Origin of the sequence: Thioalkalivibrio sp. ALJ15 (assembly GCF_000383695.1) — a bacterium.
Lineage (GTDB): Bacteria > Pseudomonadota > Gammaproteobacteria > Ectothiorhodospirales > Ectothiorhodospiraceae > Thioalkalivibrio.
Window position 1 is genome coordinate 136,920 of the sequence record NZ_KB912057.1, and the last position, 16,027, is coordinate 152,946.

The window sequence follows — 16,027 nt, forward strand, 5'->3', positions numbered from 1 at the left end:
GCACCCCCGGTTCCCCGATCCTGCGTTGCGGCCCTTGCCGGTAGAACCACTACCGGCTGCGCACCGCGCCTTCTCTCGGAAAACCGGGGGTGCCAACGCGAGTGTGTACATGAATCAGTGTTTCCCTTACGGCTATGGTTGCTGGGCGCGCCAGCGTTCGAAGGTCGGATAGTCCTCATAGCCGCGCGTGAGCACATAGTCCATCACGTTGCGCAGCCGGTTCAGGTGCACGACCGAATCAATGCGGATGATCTCCTCGCCCGTCTCGTCGAAGAAGATCAGAGTCGGCGCCCAGTGCACGTCCAGTTCCGCCGCCCAGTCGCGCGGGTTGGTTCGTTGACCGTCCGGGGTCAGGACCGGCGTGTCACTGTCCTCGGCGTCCAGCTGGACGGCATCCATCAGGGCGATGCGGTCCAGCACCTCGTCTTCCTGCAACGGCTCGGTATGCAGGATATCGCAGGCATGGCAGGCCTCGCGCTCGAAGAACACCACCAGGGGCCGTTGCGCGGGGATCTTGCTGCGATCCAGCGCATAGGGCTCGTTGACAAAGAAGTCGCGCTCGTTGATGTCGTCCGTGTCGAACTTGGGCGGAGGGTCGGCGCGGTCGAGATAATCACGAAAACTCATTTCGCGGTCGTGACGCTCCGTCACGAAGTCGAGCAGCGCGCGGAATCGATACGGCGGGTAGTATCCCCGCATCTGGTGGATGCGTTCGCCGTCAGCATCATAGAAAGCAATTGAAGGGGTGAAGTTAAGCCGCTGTTCCGAAGCATATTCGCGTTCGAATTTGACCTCCCCGTCCAGCCCGGTCACCTCGCGGTCGCCGAGCACGTCGATCGCCACCACATCGAAGTTGTCCGACAGCTGCGCGCGAATGTCCTCTTTCTCGAAATTCACCTCGAACAGCTGTTCGCAGTACGGGCAGTCGTCCATCCCGTAGTACACGGCCAGCCCCTGCTTGCCGCGCTCCACGGCACGTTCCAGGTCCTCCGGCAGATCGAGAAAGCTCAGCTCGAACCAGTCCGGTGCGTGCAGGCCGATGATCCGCGGTGAATCGTCGAAATCGAAGCCCTCCTCGATCTCGGCCTGCGCCCACAGCGGCCAGCAAAGCAGCAGCACCAGCAGACTGACGAACGCAGTTGGCTTTCCGATTTGGCTCACATCCACCCCGCCTGAATCAACTTACTGTTCAGACGGCGGTTTCAGGACCGAGGTTCCACCGAGATAGGGACGCAGCCGCTCCGGGACCGTGATCGAGCCGTCGGCCTGCTGGTGATTCTCGAGCAGGGCGACCAGGGCACGACCCACCGCGACACCGGACCCGTTGATGGTATGCACCAGCTCGGGCTTGCTGCCTGCTTCCGGACGGAAGCGGGCCTGCATACGCCGCGCCTGGAAGGCCTCGAAATTGGAGCACGAGGAGATCTCGCGGTAGGCCTGCTGGCCCGGCAACCAGACCTCCAGGTCATAGGTGCGCGCGGCCGCAAAGCCCATGTCGCCGGTACTCAGCAGCATTACGCGATAGGGCAGCTCCAGTGCCTGCAGCACCGTCTCCGCGTGCCCGAGCAGCTCTTCCAGGGCCGCGCCGGACTGTTCCGGATGCACCACCTGCACCAGCTCCACCTTCTCGAACTGGTGCTGGCGGATCAGGCCGCGCACGTCACGCCCGTAGCTGCCCGCCTCCGAGCGGAAGCACGGGGTGTGGGCGGTCATCTTCAGCGGGAGCGCGCCGGCCTCGAGGATCTGCTCGCGCACCAGGTTGGTCAGCGTGACCTCGGCGGTCGGGATCAGCCGGAAACGCTGGTCGCAGTCCACCGAGAACAGGTCCTCATCGAACTTGGGCAGCTGGCCCGTCCCCTCCAGGGACTCCGGATTCGCCAGGTACGGGACATAGGTTTCCTGGTAGCCATGCTGCTGGGTGTGCAGGTCGAGCATGAACTGGGTCAACGCGCGGTGCAGACGCGCCATCTCGCCGCGCATCACCACGAAGCGGGAGCCGGCCACGCGTACCGCCGCCTCGAAATCCAGCCAGCCGCCGGGCAGGCCCAGGTCCACGTGGTCGCGGGGGGTGAAATCGAACTCGCGCGGGGTGCCCTCGCGGCGCACCTCGACGTTCGCCTCCTCGTCCTTGCCGACGGGCACGTCCTTCTGCGGCAGGTTCGGGATGCGCATCAGCAGCGCGTCCAGCTCCTGCTGCACGCCATGCAGGTCGGCCTCGCACTGCTTGAGTTCATCACCCAGACGACCGACCTCGGCCTTCAGGGGCTCGATATCCTCGCCCCGCGCCTTGGCCTGCCCGATCCCCTTGGAGCGGGTATTACGCTCGTTCTGGAGTTCCTGGGTACGAACCTGAAGGTCCTTGCGCCGCGCTTCCAGCGTCTCGAAGCGCTCGCGGTCGAGCTCGAAGCCGCGGCTGGCCAGGGCCGCCACGGTCGCGTCCAGGTCCTGGCGCAGACTGCGAATATCCAGCATGTCGGTAATCCGTTCACAAACGACCGGGAAGTCTACGGTCGCGGCCGCGCCCCGTCCATGGCCGGGCCGTCAGGCCCGTCCGGCCTCAGCCGCGTGACGCAGCGGCATTCCAGCGACGCCCCTGCACGCTACCCAGCCATACGCCCGCCAGCCACAGCACCAGGGATACGGACACATACAGCGCCGCACGTCCGGGATCGCCCGTCTCCAGCAACCACAGGCTCTCCAGGCTGAACACCGAAAACGTCGTAAAGCCCCCGCAGAAGCCGGCCAGGACAAACTGGCGGCTCACCGGATCGGCGGGCCGGCAACCCTCCGGGGCACTGATCACGGCGTAAAGCCCAATCAGCCAGGAGCCGGCCACATTCACCGCCAGCGTGTCCCAGGGAAACCCGGTTCCCATCAGGTGCAGCCCGGTCCACGACAGGCCATAGCGCGCCATGCTGCCCAGCGCGGCCCCCAGGGCGACGAACGCGGACAGGCGCAGCGAGTAGCCCGTCATGCCGCACCACCCGCGACGCGGCCCAGCGCATGGCCGATATACACCAGCGCCAGCCCACCACCCAGTGTGAGCAGGACGTAGGCGATCGCCGGGCGCCAGCCGTCGCGTTCCGCAACACCCACCGTCTGCAGGCTGAACGAGGAGACCGTGGTGAAACTGCCGAGCACCCCCACCACCAGCAACAACCAGAGCCAGCGCGCTCCGAAGGGGTCCGCCACCAGCCCGATCGTCACGCCGATCAGCAGCGCGCCCGAGGCGTTCACGACCAGCGTCCCCCACGGGAAACGGCCTCCGGTGCGGTTATCAATCCACTGCGACAGCCAGAAGCGCGCCAGCCCTCCCAGCGCGCCCCCTGCCCCCACCAGCACAAGGCCCTCCCACCAGTCGATCATGACGGCATTGTCTGTGCCCGCAGTCGGCCTGTCGAGCATTTGCATTCGGCGCACCGATTCAGCGCCCTCCGCGGATCTGTTCAAATACAACTTGGCCATGCTTCGGCACACGCTAGTGCGCCTGTTCATCGACAAGCCCTGACACATCGCCTTTCCCGGCGCATGATTAGGACAACCGGAAGCAATGCACAGCCGCCATCCGTCAGGGATACACATGAGCGATCGCGAACCAGACCGCGACTGGCACAGCCGGGGCGTCGACCAGACCCTGGATGCCCTTGGCACCAACGCTGACGGCCTGGATAGCGAAACCGCCCACCAGCGGCTGGAAAAACACGGGTACAACCGGCTGCCCCAGCCGCCACGCCGTGGACCGCTGATGCGCTTTCTGGGGCAGTTTCACAACATACTGATCTACGTACTGATCGCCGCAGCCGTTGGCACAGCGCTCCTTGGTCACTGGCTGGATACTGGCGTAATCCTCGGGGTGGTGCTGATCAATGCCACCATCGGCCACATCCAGGAGGGCAAGGCCGAAAAGGCCCTCGAAGCCATCCGCGGGATGCTCTCGCCCCAGGCGCAAGTCCTGCGGGAGGGGCAACGCCGCAGCATCCCCGCCGAGAAGCTCGTCCCCGGCGATATCGTCTATCTGCAGGCCGGAGACCGAGTCCCGGCTGATCTGCGCTTGATCGGGGCGCACAATATGCGGGTCGACGAGGCCACGCTGACCGGCGAGTCGATCGCCAGCGACAAACAGACCGACCCCGTGGACAGCGACGCCGATCTTGGCGACCGTCAGTCCATGGCCTACTCCGGGACCCTGGTCGCCTTCGGCCAGGGGCGCGGCGTAGTGGTGGCCACGGGCGCCAATACCGAGATCGGCCGCATCTCCACCCTGCTTGGCGAAGTGGAGAGCGTCACCACTCCGCTGCTTCAGCAGATCGCCCAGTTTGGCCGCTGGTTGTCAGTCGCGATTGGCGTGCTGGCGGCACTCACCTTTGCATTCGGCTTCTGGGTGCGCGACTACGACCTGGTAGAGACCTTTCTCGCTGCAGCCAGCCTTGCCGTTGCGGCGATTCCCGAGGGACTGCCAGCGATCATGACCATCACCCTGGCGATCGGGGTTCAGCGGATGGCTGCCCGTCACGCGATCATCCGCCGCCTGCCGGCGGTCGAGACCCTGGGCTCGGTTACCACCATCTGCTCGGACAAGACCGGCACCCTCACCCGTAACGAGATGACGGTAAAGAGCATCATCACCACCCAGGCAGAGTACGAACTGGGCGGGGTGGGCTACGAGCCGCACGGCGGGGTCACCCGCGACGGCCAGGAGGCCGATCCGGAGACCGATCCCCTGCTGGCCGAGACCTTGCGCGGCATCCTGCTGTGCAACGACGCCGAGGTCTATCTCAAGGGCGACCAGTGGACCATGGAAGGCGACCCGACCGAAGGCGCCCTGATCACCGCGGCGATGAAGGGCGGGCTGGAGCCGAAGCTCGTGAACAAGGAATTTGTGCGCGACGACGTGATCCCGTTCGAATCATCCTACAAGTTCATGGCCACCCTGCACCACGATCATGAGGGGCACGCCTTCCTCTTCCTCAAGGGCGCGCCGGAACGCGTACTGGCGCTGTGCAGCCACCAGCGCACCGACGATGAGGATGAGCCGCTGGACACCGAACACTGGCAGCAGTGGATGGATGATGTCGCCTCCCGCGGTCAGCGCCTGCTCGCTCTCGCTACCAAACACATGGAAAGGCACTGCCGAGAACTCGAGTTCGGCGACATCGAGAACGGAGGCCTCACCCTGGTTGCTGTCTGCGGAATCATCGACCCTCCGCGAGAAGAGGCAATTGAAGCGGTGGCTCACTGTCAGAGAGCCGGGATCCGCGTGAAGATGATCACCGGCGATCACGGCGTCACCGCACGGGCGATCGCCGACGAACTGGGCATCAGCACCGAAGGCGGTGTCGTGGTCGGCCACGAACTGGACGACACCTCGGACGATGACCTCCAGGCGATGGTCCAGCGGGTCGACGTATTTGCCCGCACCACACCGGAGCACAAGCTGCGGCTCGTTCGCGCGATTCAGAGCCACGGCGACGTGGTAGCAATGACCGGTGACGGCGTAAACGACACCCCTGCACTCAAACGCGCCGATGTTGGCGTGGCCATGGGGCTGAAGGGTACCGAGGCCGCACGCGAGGCCTCCGCAATGGTGCTGGCCGACGACAACTTCGTCTCCATCGCCAATGCGGTCGAGGAAGGCCGCACGGTCTATGACAACCTGAAAAAGGCGATCATGTTCCTGCTGCCCAGCAACGGGGGACTGGCCTTTACGATCGTCGCTGCCATTTTGCTGGGTCTGACCTTGCCGCTAACCCCGGTGCAGGTCCTGTGGGTCAACATGGTCAGTGCGGTTACCCTCGGCCTGGCGCTGGCCTTCGAACCGACCGAGCCGGGCGTGATGCAACGCCCTCCTCGCCCGCCCAATACGCCTATCTTGTCCGGCTTCCTGCTCTGGCGCGTCAGTTTCGTGTCCACCCTGCTGGTCGCCGGTGCCTTTGGCCACTTCCTGTGGCTGGAGCAGCAGGGGGCCGAACACGAGTTTGCCCGTACGGTGGCCATCAACACCCTGGTCATGGGGCAGCTGTTCTTCATGCTTACCAGCCGCTCTCTTCTGGCGCCCGCTCTCAGCCATGCAAGCCTCGTCGCCAGCCGACCGGCCCTGATCGCAATCGGGATCCTGATCGTGCTCCAGAGCCTCTTTACCTATGCCCCGCCACTGCAACTCCTGTTCGGCACCACCGCCATCGGACCGCAAGAGTGGCTGCGCATCCTCGCGTTCGGCCTGATCCTCTTTACCCTGGTGGAGCTCGAGAAGGCCCTGTTGCGCCGCAGGGGCTTCAACCCGCACCAGTAAAGGAGCCCCGAGCCGGCAGCCGGTCGCGGCCGCCCCCGTCCGCGACTGGCTCACGCCGGACAGCCCGCCGGGGCCCGCGTACGCCTCCCGTGATGAAGGGCCAGAGTTTGCAATCGGCCCACCTGTTTTGTATCCGGACGGCGTGTTTTTGGATATTTCTTTACCTATTATCCGGTACATCGAAGTCAACACCCCGACGGGCAGCCAACAGCGCCAACCAAGGTCGAGACAATGATCGAGACGCAGTGGCTGATCCCTCTCCTCCCCTTCCTCTCGGCATTACTCGTCCATCTGTTCGGTGCCCGACTCGGCAAACGGGTCGCACGGCTGAGCGTGGGCATCAACCTGCTCGTCGTGCTGGTGGCCGCTTTCCAGCTGATCGCCTACATCGCCAGAGACACAGGGCCGCAATGGACGGTCATGGCCGGCGGCTGGGGCAGTCTGCAGATCGACCCGCTGAGCGCGATCATGGCGCTGGTCGTCGCCGGCATCAGCCTGGTGGTCCACATCTATTCGATCCGCTACATGATCGAGGAGCCGGGGTACGCGCGCTTTTTCATGTTGCTGGATCTGATGACCGGCTCGATCCTGCTGATGGTCATGGCCGGCGATCTGATCACCCTGCTGGTGGCCTGGCATCTGATCGGCGTCTTTCTCTATTTCCTGCTGGCGCACAACACCGAACCCGTTAACGCGCAGCGCTACGCGTTCTGGACGTTCATTACCTATCGCCTGGGTGACCTGCCGCTGGTACTGGCCGCGATGGTGCTCTTCCAGGCCTACGGGGCGCTGGACTTCCCCACCCTGTTCGCCCGGATCGAAGCGGCGCCGGACGCCCGTACGTTCCTGGACCTGCCGGTGGCCGGAACCGTGGCCTTCCTGGTGGCGCTGGCGGCCTTTGCCAAATCCGCCCAGTTCCCGCTGCACACCTGGCTGCCCTATTCCATGGAGGGACCGACACCGGTTTCGGCATTGATGCACGCGGGTATCGTCAACGCCGGCGGCATCATCATCAATCGCTTCGCGCCGGTATTCGTCCACAGCAGCGAGGTCCTGCATCTGCTGTTCATCGTGGGCCTGTTCACGGCGGTACTCGGTTCGATGCTGATGCTCGCGCAGAACGACATCAAGAAGTCGCTGGGCTATTCCACCGTGGGCCAGATGGGCTTCATGATCATGGAGACCGGTGCGGGTGCGTTCGCGCTGGCGATCTTCCACCTGATTGCCCACGGGCTGTTCAAGGGCACGCTGTTCCTGGGTGCCGGCAAGGTAATTGGCGCCGCGCGCAAGCACGACGGCGTGCCGAACGACCCGCTCTACGACTTTCTGGTCGAACGCAAGTCGGCCCCGGCCCGACTGCCATGGCTGTTGATCGGGGCTGCGATGCTGATCGTGCCGCTGGTGATCCTGGTGCTCGCACACTACTGGGTGGCCCCGGACTTCTTCCAGAAACAGGGCGCGATCGTGCTCCTGTTCTTTGGCTGGATCACGGGCGTCCAGGTGCTGTTCGCCACGCACCGGCTGGATACCGGCAATCCCTTGCGCATGATGGCCCTGATCGTCCTGTCATTCGCGGTAATCGTGGTCGGCTACAGCTTTGTCGGGCACAGCTTCGAGAGCTTCCTGTATCCGGATGCCGAGTTCCGCGAAGCGCTTTATACCGCGGCAGGCATCGACCAGATCACCTTCGGTGTGCTGATCGCGCTACTGGCGCTGGTCATGGTGGCCGGGTGGATGGGCGCCTATCTGACCCACGTGCGCCGCCAGCGGGTCGACAGGGAACATGGACGCACCTGGCTGACGCTGTACTCGCTGTTCTCCCGCGAGTTCTACGTCGCCGAGCTCTACACTCGCATGACGGTCTCGCTGCTGGCGGGTTCCCGGCGCCTGAATCTCTGGCTGAGGTGGGGTTGAGATGTCCGCTCTGCTGATCCTCGTCGCGGCATTCTTCCTGCCACTGTTCCCGATGAGCCTGGCGTTCAATGCGCTGGCTGCGCGCATCAGCAACACCTACGTGCAGGTGGCGCTTTTCGTGGCCTGGCCGCAGATCGGCGTGGCACTGATCCTGTGGGGTGATATCGCACCATTCGCTGGAGTGCTTGTCGTCTGGGCGACCCTGAGTGCGATCCTGTACGCCTTTCGCCTGTTGACCATCCGCGACGTCGGGCGCTGGGCGGCCTTGCTGGCCAGCTCCACTTGGCCCCTGGTGTGGCTGTTCGCCTTGCAGCGGCCGGCTGAGACGGACGTGATCGGCTTCGCCCTCGCGATGACAGCCGCCCCGTTGCTGATGCTCCTGGTACGCGATGCGCTTGTTCGACGACTGGAGACCGCCTATACCGGACTGCATGGCGGGCTGGCGCGGGATCTCCCCCGCCTGTCGGGCATGATCGTGGTAGCCACGCTCTCCGCAATGGCCCTGCCACTGTTCCCCGGCTTCTTCGCTCTGCTGACACTGCTGGGTGGTGCCACGCCCGGGGTTGCCCTCGGGGTCCTGCTGACCTGGTTGCTGTGGAGCTGGGCAGGGGCGCGGTTGCTGCAAGGAACAGTGTTCGGGCCGCGCAGTGGCGCCATCGCCGAGGACCTGCCGGCCACATCGATATGGGCCTTCGCCGGACTGGTGGCATTGCTGGTGGTATCCGGACTGCTGTGGACTGGAGGTGTCCCGTGAAGCTGACCCTCGGACGCAAGCTCAAGATCCGCTCGATGGTGCACATGGCGGCCGAGCCGATTCCCAACTTCTGGCCCATGCGCACCTTCATCCATCACAACCCGCTTCACGGGCTGGAGAACTTGCCGTTCCCGGACGCGATCCGGCGCGGTGAAGAGCTGTTCCACGGGCGGGGATTCCTGCCCCGAGCCGACTACCAGCGACTGTTCCGCGAGGGCCGCGTGGACCGCGACACCCTCGAGGCGCGCGTCGATGCCGCTCTTGAGAGCCACCCGGCCCTTAGGGCGATCGGCGGGCTCGACCTGCTCTGCACGCTGCTGACCGAATGCCATGATCCGGTCATCACGCCGCGCACGCTCGCCGATGCCGACGACGTGGCGGCCGCCCTGAACGGTCGCGAACACACACCCTCTGCGACGGATACCGGGATACTCGCGGACCGGCTGCACGCCGCGTTTCCGGCTATGCGGCCGCTCTACGAGGCGCTCGATTCAGTGTTCGGCACACGTATCGGGCCCACGCTGGACGAACAGCTGATCAGGATCTGCCTGGACTACTTCGACGAAGGTCAGTCGGCATGGCAGATGCCCGGCCGCGAACAAGGCCTGTTCGCCGCGTGGAAGAGTGTCGTCCATCACCATCCGCGCCTGTTCCTGCGCGGCCAGTACACTCACAAAATCCTGGCGGAGTGTGACAGTCCCGAGGCGATCATCGCCCATGTCCTGGACGCGATCGGGATCCCCGAAGAGGCCTGGCCCGATCTGATCGTTCACGAACTGACTCGCCTGCACGGCTGGGCCGGCTTCATCCGCTGGCGCTCGACGGCAAGCCACTACCACTGGGCACGCGAACATCCGGCCGACCTGATCGATTTCCTGGCTATCCGCCTGGTGCTCGCGCTGTCGCTGATCCGCGAACATGGCCGTCGGCACAAGTTGCCCGGTGACCGCAAGGCGCTCGAGGCCTTCCTGACCGAGCGACCCGGCGAGGCCTACCTGCGCCACGAACTGTTCACCGGGGCAATACTGCCGACTCAGGCCGAGATCGTCGAAGACGTTATCGCGCGTGGCAGGCCGGCCGAGATCGCCCGGCAGCTGGACCATTACCTGCCGGCCAAACGCCACGCGGAAAGTCGCGACCAGGCCCGCGCGCTTCACGCCCTGGCGTCGCTCGCCGGGAATCCCGCGCTGTTTGACGGGCTCGAGCGCGGACCGCTTGCCGCCGTGCTGGAACAGCTGGGCGAGTTCGAGCGGCACGAGGGTATGGTCTGGCTGGAGGCCATGGAGGCGACCTACCGCCGCAGCGTTCTGTCCGGCCTGCGACTCGACCCGCCCGCACCGCGCGAAAAACGCCCGTTCGCGCAGCTGCTGTTCTGCATCGACGTGCGTTCCGAACGTGTCCGGCGTCAACTCGAGACCATCGGCGACTACCAGACCTACGGCATTGCCGGCTTCTTCGGGGTACCAGTGAGCTTCATCGCGCTCGGCAAGGGCAGCGAGGATCACCTCTGCCCGGTCGTGGTCACGCCGAAAAACCTCGTGCTGGAGGTGACCACGGGCGCCGAGCAGCTGGACCTGGACCTGTACTCCTCGGCGGAATACCTGCTGCACGACCTGAAGCACTCCGTGCTGTCGCCGTATTTCACCGTCGAGGCCATTGGTCTGCTCTTCGGATTCGACATGATTGGCAAAACCGTCGCGCCGGCGGCCTACCACCGATGGCGCAACAAGATCGAGTCGGACCAGCCCTCGACCCGCCTGATGGTCGACAAACTTACCCGTGAACAGGCGGATTCGGTGGTTCGCGCCCAGCAGCGGGTCATCATCGTCCAGGCGATTCATCAGCAGTTCGACATCGAGCGCGAAGCGATCACCGACTCCATGATCCGCGAGTTGCGCGAGACGGCAATGGGAAACAGCAGCGAACAGACCGTCTTCGCCCGCGAATTCGGCCTGAGCGAGAGTGCGGAGTCGGAGTTCATCGCGACCTTGCGGAACGACTATCGGATCAACCGTTCCTATGCCCATATGCAGCTCGAGCGACTGGGACGAATCGGCTTTTCCCTCGAAGAGCAGGCCTACTTTGTCGCCCAGGCGCTCCGCTCCATCGGCCTGACCGAACAGTTCTCGCGTTTCATCATCCTCACGGGGCACGGCAGCCAGTCGGACAACAACCCCTACGAATCGGCCCTGGACTGCGGCGCCTGCGGCGGCAGCCACGGTATCGTCAGCGCGCGAGTGCTCGCACACATGGGCAACAAGCCCGAGGTTCGACGGCGGCTGCGAACCCAGGGCATCGACATCCCCGATGACGCCTGGTTTCTGCCCGCCATGCACAACACCACATCCGACGAGATCCGGCTGCATGACCTCGACCTGCTGCCGGCCAGCCACCTGGTCTATCTCGAGCGCCTGCGCAGCGGCCTGCGCGCCGCCACGCGCCGAACGGCACGCGAGCGGCTGCAGACCCTGGAACCGGATCTCGAGGACGCCCCCGATACCATAACGGCCGCTCGGCGGGCACGACGCAACACGGTCGACTGGGCCCAGGTGCGCCCCGAATGGGGTCTGGCACGCAATGCGGGCTTCATCATCGGCCGGCGACACCTGACCGCGGCGAGCGACCTGCAGGGCCGCACGTTCCTGCATTCCTACGACTATCGCGTCGACCCCAAAGGCCGACTGCTGGAAAGCATTCTGACCGGCCCGCTGATCGTCGCCCAGTGGATCAACATGGAGCACTATTTCTCGGCGGTCGACAACGAACGCTACGGCTCCGGCAGCAAGGCCTACCATAACGTCGCCTGTCGCGTCGGGGTCATGACCGGCAACCTCTCGGACCTGCGCACCGGCCTGCCCGCCCAGACCGTACTCTACGACGGGCTGCCCTACCACGACCCGATCCGGTTGCTGGCCCTGATCGAGGCCCCGCTCTCCCATGCGCGCCGGGCCATTGAAAACGTGCCCAAGGTCCGGAGCCTGATTGCGAATGGCTGGGTACTGTGCGTCATCCTCGACCCGGAAACCGACCGGCTGTACCGATTCGTCGACGGCGACTGGCGCGAGGAACCCCCGCCCCGTTCCACACAAGATGCGGCCGACCGACCTGCCGTGGAGGAAAACCGCGCATGAACGACCTGAATCTCAAATCACTGAAGAAGATCGAGATCATTCTCGAAGGCGAACACCAGGCGTTTGCCACCGATCTGCTGGATCGGGCGGGCGTCAAGGGCTACACCATCATCGGCAATCTCTCCGGCAAGGGTAGCCAGGGCTTCCACTCGGGGCACCTGATGTTCAACGAGGACGAAGTCCTGATCATGATCATCGCGGCGATCCCCGAAGAACTGGTCGAACCGATCCTCGAAGGGTTCACGCCCTTCTTCAATCAGCACAGTGGTGTCGTCTTCATCTCCGACATCCAAGTCAGCCGCCTGGTGAAGTTCAAGGGCTGACGCGATCGAGTTCATTTCCGGCAACGCAGAATCCGGCGGCCAGCAAGCCGGTCATGATCCGGTCACAGCCGCGCGGGACCCGCGCCCTCAATAGGGGTCCGGCGCCGGAAGACGCGCCCCTGGACCCCACGGAATGGTAAAGTGCGACCCCAGCGCGGGTCGTCAGTGGCCCGCCCCTCATTCAAACCCCTTAGGTCGCAGGAGCATCATGGCGCAGTACATCTTCACGATGAACGGTGTGGGCAAGATCGTCCCGCCGAAGAAGTACATCCTCAAGGACATCAACCTGAACTTCTTCCCGGGCGCCAAGATCGGCGTGCTGGGTTACAACGGTGCGGGGAAATCCACACTGCTGCGCATCATGGCGGGCGTGGACACCGAGATCGTCGGCGAGGCGCGGCCGCAGCCGGGCATCAATATCGGCTACCTGCCGCAGGAGCCGCAGCTCGACGAGAGCAAGGACGTGCGCGGCAATGTCGAGGAGGCCGTGGCCCCGATCAAGGAGGCGCTGGCCGAGCTGGATCAGGTGTATGCCGCCTATGCCGAGGCCGATGCCGACTTCGATGCCCTGGCCGCCAAGCAGGGCGAGCTGGAGGCGAAGATCGAAGCGGCCGACGGCCACAACCTCGAGCGCAAGCTGGAGGTCGCCGCAGACGCCCTGCGCCTGCCGCCGTGGGATGCGGACGTGAAGACCCTGTCCGGGGGGGAACGCCGCCGCGTGGCCCTGTGCCGCCTGCTGCTGTCCAGCCCGGACATGCTGATCCTCGACGAGCCGACCAACCACCTGGACGCCGAATCCGTGGCCTGGCTGGAACGCTTCCTGCAGGAGTTCCAGGGCACCGTGGTCGCGGTCACCCATGACCGTTACTTCCTCGACAACGTGGCCGGCTGGATTCTCGAGCTCGACCGCGGCCAGGGCATCCCGTTCCAGGGCAACTACTCGCAGTGGCTGGAGCAGAAGGAAAAGCGCCTGAAGCAGGAAGAAAAGGCCGAGGCCGCCCGCGTGAAGGCGATGGAGTCGGAGCTCGAGTGGGTGCGTTCCAACCCGAAGGGCCGCGGCGCCAAGAGCAAGGCGCGCCTGAAGCGCTTCGAGGAGATCGCCTCCACCGACTACCAGAAGCGCTCCGAGACCAAGGAAATCTACATCCCGCCGGGCCCGCGCCTGGGCGACAAGGTGCTGGAGGTGGACGGCCTGTCCAAGAACTTCGGCGACCGCGTGCTCTACCAGGGCCTGTCGTTCTCCGTGCCACGCGGCGCGCTGATCGGCGTGATCGGCCCGAACGGCGTCGGCAAGACCACCCTGTTCCGCATGATCGCCGAACAGGAACAGCCGGACGAAGGCACGATCGAACTGGGCGAGACCGTGCAGCTGGCCTATGTGGACCAGAGCCGCGACGCGCTGCAGGACGAGAAAACCGTCTGGGAGGAGATCTCCAACGGCCAGGACATCATCCAGGTCGGCAATTTCCAGATGCCGTCACGCGCCTACGTCGGCCGCTTCAACTTCAAGGGCACCGACCAGCAGAAACGCATGAAGGAGCTGTCCGGCGGGGAACGCAACCGCGTACACCTGGCCAAGCTGCTCCAGAGCGGTGGCAACTTCCTGCTGCTCGACGAACCGACGAACGATCTGGACGTCGAGACCCTGCGCGCGCTGGAAGAGGCCCTGCTGGACTTCCCCGGCTCCGCGATCGTGATCTCGCATGACCGCTGGTTCCTCGACCGCATCGCCACGCACATCCTCGCGTTCGAGGAGGATGGCAACGTGGTGTTCTTCGACGGCAACTACCAGGAATACGAGGAAGACCGCCACAAGCGCCTGGGCGCTGAGGCCGACCAGCCCCATCGGGTCAAGTACAAGCGACTCGCTTCCTGACGCGAACCCGTCCGGGCGCTCTCCGCGTCCGGACGGTTGGCCTTACAGCCGTTCCAACACACTGCGCGTCACGCGCTCGGCGTAGTCGTTGCGTTTCCAGTGCTCCGGACTCCAGCCGGCCAGAAAACGCTGGAAATCCGCCTGGGCCAGCAGGAACAGCTCGCGCCATTCCTGCTCCAGTGCGTCCAGGTCCACACCCCCTCCGTGCGTGGCGACAACCTCCGAGCGCAGTGCAGCGAAATACCCCTCCAGCAGTTCCTTCTCGAAGCGTTCCTGATCAGCCTCGTCCAGACAGCTGCCGATGAAGTACGCAACGTCCTTCATCCCGCAGCCACCCCCGACATACTGGAAATCCACCGCGGCCACCCGATCGCCACGTTCGCTGAAACAGAAGTTCGCGACCTTGGCATCGCCATGCACCAGCGTCTGAAAGCGCGCCGAACTGAGTCGCTGATCGAGCTTCGGGGCCGCTTCGCGCAGTTGGGGATCAGCGATGGCCGCCCATTCGTCCGGCCGGGTCGCGAGGTGCCAGTAGGTACCCGTAGTCCAGAGTCCCGAGGGCCCGGCACCGAGAAAGGTCGCGTGAAAGGCCGCAAGCCATCCCAGGCAAACGCCGGCCTGCTCCACCGACAGGTGATCGTGCCGAAGCGGAAAACCGGCGGCATCCAGGTCCTCCAGCACAATCAGGTGGGAATCGCCCAGGTCCTGCGCGAGGTGGCATCGCGGGACACGACAGGCGTCGCGGCAGCGCCCCGCCCAGTCGCGATACCAGTGCATCTCGACCTGATAGGAGTGCCGCTTGCGCTCATGCCCCCGCGCCCCTGACCAGCCGCGCGGGTGGCGGCGATTGGCCGGAAACACAATGTGCTTGGCGATAACGGTGGGAACGGACGCCCCCTCCAGACGATAGCGGACGATCTCGCCGTAGCCGCTCCAGAGCGTCTGGACATGCTCGATGGGGATCGCGCGGCGGGCGCCCGTGGCTGCGCATACTGCAGCGGCGACCGCCGCCTGCGATCCGTCGCGGCCTGGCTCAGACACCCGGGTCGTTGCAGGTCGCGGTCAGGCGCCCCTCGACTGGATCCCGCGTCATCCCGGTATCGGAAAACAGCCCCTCGGCGACCAGTTCCGCGCCGTCGATCCGGATCAGGGGTTCGGAGGGACCGTCCGCAGCGGAGAACCACTGATCGCCGGAACGGCTGCGGTTGGCCTCCAGCACCTCGCCCTCCGGCGACATTACATCCCCGATCTGCACGCTGACCGTATGCATCAGCATGCCGCTGACCTCATTGCGCGAGACAAACACCCGCATCGGGCCATCTTCAGTCTCGGCATCGCCAACGAGTGTCTGCAGGTCACCTTCGTCGGACTCGCCTGAGAAATCACAGACCTGAACGTCGAGATCATGGGACTGCCCATCCAGCTCGAGCTGCGCGGTGCCCGCGGCGTGGGCGCTGCCGGCCACGGCGAACACAATGGTGGCAGCCGTCAGGCTCCTGATGCGATTCGGGTTCATGTGTGTCCCCTGCTCTTGATCCGAACCCGACAGTATCCCGGGTTGTACCAACGGGCAAGCCGGGGTTGGCGCTGATGCGTTTGCACCTGCATGCCGGAGCGAATTCTGCCCGCCTCGTCCTCATGCCAGCGGCCGTACCAGTGGAACGGGGGGCGCGACACGGACATACGTTCCTTTCGACCGCGATGTGGTCCATATTCAGAGTGGAGGCTGGTTGATCCTCG

General features: G+C 64.9%; 12 protein-coding genes. 6 read left to right on the forward strand and 6 right to left on the reverse strand.

Translation table 11 applies throughout. The features are described from left to right. Positions 1-132: 132 nt before the first annotated feature. The 4 genes from G015_RS0104310 to G015_RS0104325 form a co-directional block, all read right to left on the reverse strand. Positions 133-1,161, reverse strand: a complete 1,029-nt coding sequence (locus tag G015_RS0104310) for a thioredoxin fold domain-containing protein (RefSeq protein WP_018174444.1) — start codon at positions 1,159-1,161, stop codon at positions 133-135. A gap of 21 nt (positions 1,162-1,182) precedes the next feature. Continuing rightward, on the reverse strand, positions 1,183-2,472 hold the full coding sequence (serS, locus tag G015_RS0104315) for a serine--tRNA ligase (protein ID WP_018649352.1): 1,290 nt from the start codon (positions 2,470-2,472) through the stop codon (positions 1,183-1,185). 85 nt (positions 2,473-2,557) lie between these two features. After that, complete coding sequence (crcB, locus tag G015_RS0104320; RefSeq protein WP_018138819.1) at positions 2,558-2,974, reverse strand: fluoride efflux transporter CrcB; 417 nt, start codon at positions 2,972-2,974, stop codon at positions 2,558-2,560. Then, a complete protein-coding gene (locus tag G015_RS0104325; protein ID WP_020146219.1) occupies positions 2,971-3,405 on the reverse strand; it encodes a CrcB family protein in 435 nt (144 codons plus the stop codon). The genes crcB and G015_RS0104325 overlap by 4 nt, the downstream gene beginning before the upstream one ends. A 175-nt stretch (positions 3,406-3,580) precedes the next feature. Between G015_RS0104325 and G015_RS0104330 the strand changes: the two genes are divergently transcribed. The 6 genes from G015_RS0104330 to ettA all read left to right on the forward strand — a co-directional run bounded on the left by G015_RS0104330 (position 3,581) and on the right by ettA (position 14,287). After that, entirely contained in the window at positions 3,581-6,289 is a 2,709-nt protein-coding gene (locus G015_RS0104330) for a cation-transporting P-type ATPase (protein WP_020146220.1), read from the forward strand. 231 nt (positions 6,290-6,520) lie between these two features. Next, entirely contained in the window at positions 6,521-8,203 is a 1,683-nt protein-coding gene (locus G015_RS0104335; protein ID WP_018138822.1) for an NADH-quinone oxidoreductase subunit L, read from the forward strand. Position 8,204: 1 nt separating this feature from the next. After that, complete coding sequence (locus tag G015_RS0104340) at positions 8,205-8,957, forward strand: hypothetical protein (RefSeq protein ID WP_020146221.1); 753 nt, start codon at positions 8,205-8,207, stop codon at positions 8,955-8,957. Beyond that, positions 8,954-12,088 (forward strand): DUF2309 domain-containing protein, encoded by a 3,135-nt coding sequence (locus tag G015_RS0104345; RefSeq protein ID WP_018995241.1) that lies wholly within the window; start codon positions 8,954-8,956, stop codon positions 12,086-12,088. The genes G015_RS0104340 and G015_RS0104345 overlap by 4 nt, the downstream gene beginning before the upstream one ends. Next, the gene (locus G015_RS0104350; protein WP_018174440.1) at positions 12,085-12,411 is read left to right on the forward strand and encodes a P-II family nitrogen regulator; all 327 of its coding nucleotides are present in this window, start codon (positions 12,085-12,087) and stop codon (positions 12,409-12,411) included. Before G015_RS0104345 ends, G015_RS0104350 begins: the two co-directional genes overlap by 4 nt. Positions 12,412-12,619: 208 nt before the next feature. Then, entirely contained in the window at positions 12,620-14,287 is a 1,668-nt protein-coding gene (gene ettA / locus G015_RS0104355; RefSeq protein WP_018174432.1) for an energy-dependent translational throttle protein EttA, read from the forward strand. Positions 14,288-14,329: 42 nt separating this feature from the next. Here the strand turns inward: ettA and G015_RS0104360 are convergent, their stop codons facing one another. After that, complete coding sequence (locus G015_RS0104360; protein WP_020146222.1) at positions 14,330-15,328, reverse strand: phosphotransferase; 999 nt, start codon at positions 15,326-15,328, stop codon at positions 14,330-14,332. Beyond that, positions 15,321-15,803 (reverse strand): hypothetical protein, encoded by a 483-nt coding sequence (locus G015_RS0104365; protein ID WP_018993626.1) that lies wholly within the window; start codon positions 15,801-15,803, stop codon positions 15,321-15,323. The genes G015_RS0104360 and G015_RS0104365 overlap by 8 nt, the downstream gene beginning before the upstream one ends. Positions 15,804-16,027: the final 224 nt, after the last annotated feature.

Coding starts and splice junctions, on each gene's coding strand:
- serS (WP_018649352.1), bottom strand. CDS start 2,472: ATGCTGGATATTCGCAGTCTGCGCCAGGACCTGGACGCGACCGTGGCG.
- crcB (WP_018138819.1), bottom strand. CDS start 2,974: ATGACGGGCTACTCGCTGCGCCTGTCCGCGTTCGTCGCCCTGGGGGCC.
- G015_RS0104325 (WP_020146219.1), bottom strand. CDS start 3,405: ATGCTCGACAGGCCGACTGCGGGCACAGACAATGCCGTCATGATCGAC.
- G015_RS0104330 (WP_020146220.1), top strand. CDS start 3,581: ATGAGCGATCGCGAACCAGACCGCGACTGGCACAGCCGGGGCGTCGAC.
- G015_RS0104335 (WP_018138822.1), top strand. CDS start 6,521: ATGATCGAGACGCAGTGGCTGATCCCTCTCCTCCCCTTCCTCTCGGCA.
- G015_RS0104340 (WP_020146221.1), top strand. CDS start 8,205: ATGTCCGCTCTGCTGATCCTCGTCGCGGCATTCTTCCTGCCACTGTTC.
- G015_RS0104350 (WP_018174440.1), top strand. CDS start 12,085: ATGAACGACCTGAATCTCAAATCACTGAAGAAGATCGAGATCATTCTC.
- ettA (WP_018174432.1), top strand. CDS start 12,620: ATGGCGCAGTACATCTTCACGATGAACGGTGTGGGCAAGATCGTCCCG.
- G015_RS0104365 (WP_018993626.1), bottom strand. CDS start 15,803: ATGAACCCGAATCGCATCAGGAGCCTGACGGCTGCCACCATTGTGTTC.